Below are 4,334 nucleotides of genomic sequence, written 5' to 3' on the forward strand. Positions count from 1 at the left end.
GCTCACGCAGGATTTCGGCATCCGACAGGTAGCTTGACGCCAGCGCGCGGCTAACCCGCAGGGCCGCTGCCAGTTCCGCGACGATCGCGTCCCACAGATCGGCGACCCACTCCGCGCGGTCGCCATACTGGCGACTCCGCAAGGCCAGCAGGTCGGCGATCGTGTTCAGCCGCCGCGCCGTGGCCTGTGCTTCACTGCGCGCCGCCGCGCACGCCTGCTCGAGCAGCGCAGCCGACTCGCCCGTGGTCGACAACTCCATTGACTCGAACATACGTTCGATTATAGCAGCGGCTCCGGACAACCACAGGGTCGTCAGTTCCGTTGGCTCAGCCATTCTTTGCCGATACGTCGCAGCCGCTGAGCCACCACGGAAAAAACTAGAACGTGTTTCAGAAATAAGGTTCCGGGACGGCGGCCGCCTTGTTACGGTGACGCGCGTGATCCTGGACAGATTCCGACTCGACGACAAGGTCGCCGTCGTCACCGGTGGCGGACGCGGCCTCGGCGCGGCCATCGCCGTGGCATTCGCGGAGGTCGGCGCCGACGTCGTCATCGCCTCGCGCACCCAATCCGAACTCGAGGCCGTCGCCGAAAAGGTCCGCGCCGCAGGGCGCCGCGCCCACGTCGTCGCGGCGGACTTGGCCCAGCCCGAAGTGACCGCGGAGCTGGCCGGCAAGGCGGTCGAAGCCTTCGGACGGCTGGACATCGTCGTCAACAACGTCGGCGGCACCATGCCCAACGCGCTGTTGAGTACCTCGACGAAGGACCTCAAAGCCGCGTTCACCTTCAACGTCGCCACCGCGCACGCGTTGACCACCGCCGCGGCGCCGCTGATGCTCGAACACTCCGGCGGCGGCAGCATCATCAACATCACCTCGACGATGGGACGGGTGGCCGGCCGCGGTTTCGCCGCCTACGGCACCGCCAAGGCCGCACTCGCCCACTACACCCGGCTGGCCGCGCTGGACCTGTGCCCGCGGATTCGGGTGAACGCGATCGCGCCGGGTTCGATCGCCACCTCCGCGCTGGACATCGTCGCCTCCAACGACGAGCTACGCGAGCCGATGGAAAAGGTAACGCCAATGCGCCGTCTCGGCGAGCCCGAGGAAATCGCCGCCGCAGCAGTGTATTTGGCTTCGCCCGCCGGCGCCTACCTGACCGGCAAGGTGATCGAGGTCGACGGCGGCATCACCTTTCCCAACCTCGACCTCCCGATCCCGGACCTGTGAGCGGAACTATGAGCAAGGCCATTCGAGTCGTCCAGATTGGCACCGGCAATGTCGGTGTCCACGCGCTGAGAGCACTGATCGGCAACCCGGAATTCGAGCTCACCGGGGTGTGGGTGTCTTCGGAATCGAAAGCGGGTAAAGACGCCGGAGAGCTTGCCGGACTGAAGGATTCGACCGGCATCATCGCGACCACGGACTTGGACGCGGTATTGGCCACCAAGCCGCAGTGCGCGGTCTACACCGCGATGGCCGACAACCGGTTGCCCGACGCTCTCGACGATTACCGGCGCATCCTGGCCGCCGGGGTGAACGTCGTCGGCAGCAGTGCGGTCTTTTTGCAATACCCGTGGCAGGTGCTTCCGCAGGAGATGCTCAGCCCGATCGAAGATGCTGCGCGGGAAGGTAATTCGAGCCTGTTCGTCAACGGCATCGATCCCGGATTCGCCAACGATCTGCTGCCGCTGGCGCTGGCGGGCACCTGCCAGCACATCGAGCAGATCCGTTGCATGGAGATCGTCGACTACGCCACCTACGACAGCGCAACGGTCATGTTCGACGTGATGGGATTCGGCAAACCGATCGACGAGATTCCGATGCTGCTGCAGCCCGGTGTGTTGAGCCTGGCGTGGGGATCGGTGGTGCGGCAGCTCGCCGCCGGGCTGGGTCTCGAGCTCGACGCGGTCGAAGAGATGTACGTGCGCGAGCCGGCACCCGAGGACTTCGATATCGCCTCCGGGCATATCCCCAAGGGCAGCGCCGCGGCGCTGCGTTTCGAGGTGCTCGGTTTGGTGGACGGCGATCCCGTCGTCATCCTGGAACACGTCACCCGTCTGCGTGACGACCTTTGCCCGGACTGGCCGCAGCCCGCCCAGCCCGGTGGCTCCTACCGCATCGAGATCACCGGCGAGCCGTCGTATGGCGTCGACGTCTGCTTGAGCAGCCCCAACGGCGACCACAATCACGCCGGGCTGGTAGCCACCGCGATGCGCGTCGTCAACGCCATCCCCGCCGTGGTGGCCGCCCCGCCCGGAATCCGCACCACGCTGGACCTGCCGCTGGTCACCGGGCGCGGCCTCTACGCCGCGGGCTGAAGGTTTCGGCTAACCTAACTTTCTTATTCGCCCAATGAAAGTGAGTTAGGTGACGGAGGAGAGCCGCGCCCGGCTCAAGACGGGCTGGTATCTACTCGGCCCCGCATTCGTCGCAGCGATCGCCTACGTCGACCCCGGCAACGTGGCCGCCAACGTCAGCGCCGGCGCGGAGTTCGGCTTCCTACTGCTGTGGGTCGTCGTCATCGCGAACGCGATGGCCGGCCTGGTGCAATACCTCTCGGCGAAGCTCGGGCTGGTGACCGGGCGCTCACTGCCGGAAGCGGTCGGAGCGCAACTGAGCCGACGGGCCCGGCTGGCGTATTGGGCACAGGCCGAGATCGTCGCGATGGCCACCGACGTCGCCGAGGTGATCGGCGGGGCGATCGCTCTGCGCATCCTGTTCCACCTGCCGCTGCTGATCGGCGGAGCGATCACCGGGGCGGTGTCGCTGCTGCTCCTGCGAGTACAGGACCAACGCGGTCAGCGGATCTTCGAACGCGTCATCACCGGATTGCTGGTGGTGATCGCCATCGGCTTCACGGCCAGTTTCTTCGTCGCAACACCGCCGCCCGGTGCCGTGATCGGCGGGCTGGTGCCGCGATTCCATGGGAAGGAAAGCCTGCTGCTGGCCGCCGCGATCCTGGGTGCGACGGTCATGCCGCACGCGGTGTATCTGCATTCCGGGATGGCCCGCGACCGGCACGGCCATCCCGATCCCGGCCCGGACCGGCGACGGCTACTGCGCGTCACCCGGTTGGACGTCGGGCTGGCGATGGTGCTGGCCGGAGGGGTGAACGCGGCCATGCTGCTGATCGCTGCGCTCAACATGCGCGAGCGCGGCGGCACCGGTTCCATCGAGGGGGCTTACACCGCGGTGCACGACACCGTGAACCCGACGATCGCGGTGTTCTTCGCGATCGGATTGCTGGTGTCGGGTTTGGCGTCGGCATCGGTGGGCGCATACGCCGGCGGGATGATCATGCAGGGATTGCTCTACTGGTCGGTCCCGATGCTGCTACGTCGGCTGGTGACGCTGACGCCCGCGCTGCTGATTCTGGCGCTGGGCTACGACCCGACCCGAACGCTGGTGCTCTCCCAGGTCGTGCTGTCGTTCGGCATTCCGTTCGCGCTGCTTCCGTTGGTTCGGTTGACCAGCGACCGCGCACTCATGGGAAGCGACGCCAATCACCGCATCACGACCGCGATCGGTTGGGTGGTGGGTGTGATGATCAGCCTGCTCAATGCGGTGCTGATCTGCCTAACCGTGTCGGACTAACCCGCAACACGCTCCTACCATCGTAAACGAGACTTTTAGCGACTATCAGCCGGGATGCACCTCCCCCGACTAAATGAAAATGATCTGACCTACAAGCGTAAAGTTATAACTGACGCGGTATAGGGTAGCCTTGTTATTTCTTACAGCAACATCTACATCGATGCCGTCAAATACTCTATCAACGTTAACTGGCTCGCCGCTGGCATAATTCTGGGTGTGCAGAAAGGGCGACGGTCGCCAAACGTCCACCGCGAATCCCACATCGGTTGAGCCGTTGTCGAAGGTGGAGCTGACGGCGGCGAATGGTACCCAACCGTTCGCGTCGAGATTGAACGCAGGTAGGACATGCCCCGTGGCCGTTGGTACGGGAATCGAATATTGGTTGATCGCAAACTGCAACGGATAATTATAATCGGGTAGGATTGTTCTAGTTTCGCGAGTCCAATCATTGGCATTCGTGCCCTGTAAATTCAGAATGCCGACCCCACTGAGCACAAGGATCCATTTTTGGTCGCTGATGCTGCGAGGCGGAGACTCGTTCACCGCGACGGCCGATGGCATAATGAGCCAGTTCTCTCCCGCCAATGGACGGATCAAAACACCCACAAGTTCTCCCTTTCCGAGGTTTACGTTTTTCGAATCGCACTCCCTGGGCGCGATCAAGTCAAGAGTGCGGTCCGACCAGCGGACCGACGTAGCCAGGGTTACAGAACGGGTTGAGACCGAGCCGCATACGTC

At 64.2% G+C, this 4,334-nt stretch carries 5 protein-coding genes; 3 read left to right on the forward strand and 2 right to left on the reverse strand.

Annotated elements, in window-relative coordinates:
• The coding region (locus tag VKI00_RS02015; protein ID WP_324434916.1) for a DUF222 domain-containing protein at window positions 1-271 on the reverse strand (271 nt) is incomplete at its 3' end.
• A 166-nt stretch (window positions 272-437) separates the two neighbouring features.
• Between VKI00_RS02015 and VKI00_RS02020 the strand changes: the two genes are divergently transcribed.
• From VKI00_RS02020 to VKI00_RS02030, 3 genes are read left to right on the forward strand one after another with little or no spacing between them, the layout of a single operon-like run.
• Window positions 438-1,229, forward strand: a complete 792-nt coding sequence (locus VKI00_RS02020; protein ID WP_324434917.1) for an SDR family oxidoreductase — start codon at window positions 438-440, stop codon at window positions 1,227-1,229.
• 8 nt (window positions 1,230-1,237) lie between these two features.
• The gene (locus tag VKI00_RS02025; protein WP_324434919.1) at window positions 1,238-2,320 is read left to right on the forward strand and encodes a diacylglycerol kinase; all 1,083 of its coding nucleotides are present in this window, start codon (window positions 1,238-1,240) and stop codon (window positions 2,318-2,320) included.
• 49 nt (window positions 2,321-2,369) lie between these two features.
• Window positions 2,370-3,596, forward strand: coding sequence for an Nramp family divalent metal transporter (locus VKI00_RS02030; protein ID WP_324434921.1), 1,227 nt, complete (start codon window positions 2,370-2,372; stop codon window positions 3,594-3,596).
• A 69-nt stretch (window positions 3,597-3,665) separates the two neighbouring features.
• On the opposite strand, the gene VKI00_RS02035 is transcribed toward VKI00_RS02030, so the two are convergent.
• Window positions 3,666-4,334: hypothetical protein (locus VKI00_RS02035; protein ID WP_324434923.1), on the reverse strand; the 669-nt coding region annotated here is incomplete at its 5' end.

It is taken from the genome of Mycobacterium sp., assembly GCF_035314665.1.
In the GTDB taxonomy this organism is placed as follows: Bacteria; Actinomycetota; Actinomycetes; order Mycobacteriales; family Mycobacteriaceae; genus Mycobacterium.

What these genes read in the sequence shown, in the direction of transcription:
- VKI00_RS02025 (WP_324434919.1), top strand. Translation starts at nt 1,238, where the DNA reads ATGAGCAAGGCCATTCGAGTCGTCCAGATTGGCACCGGCAATGTCGGT.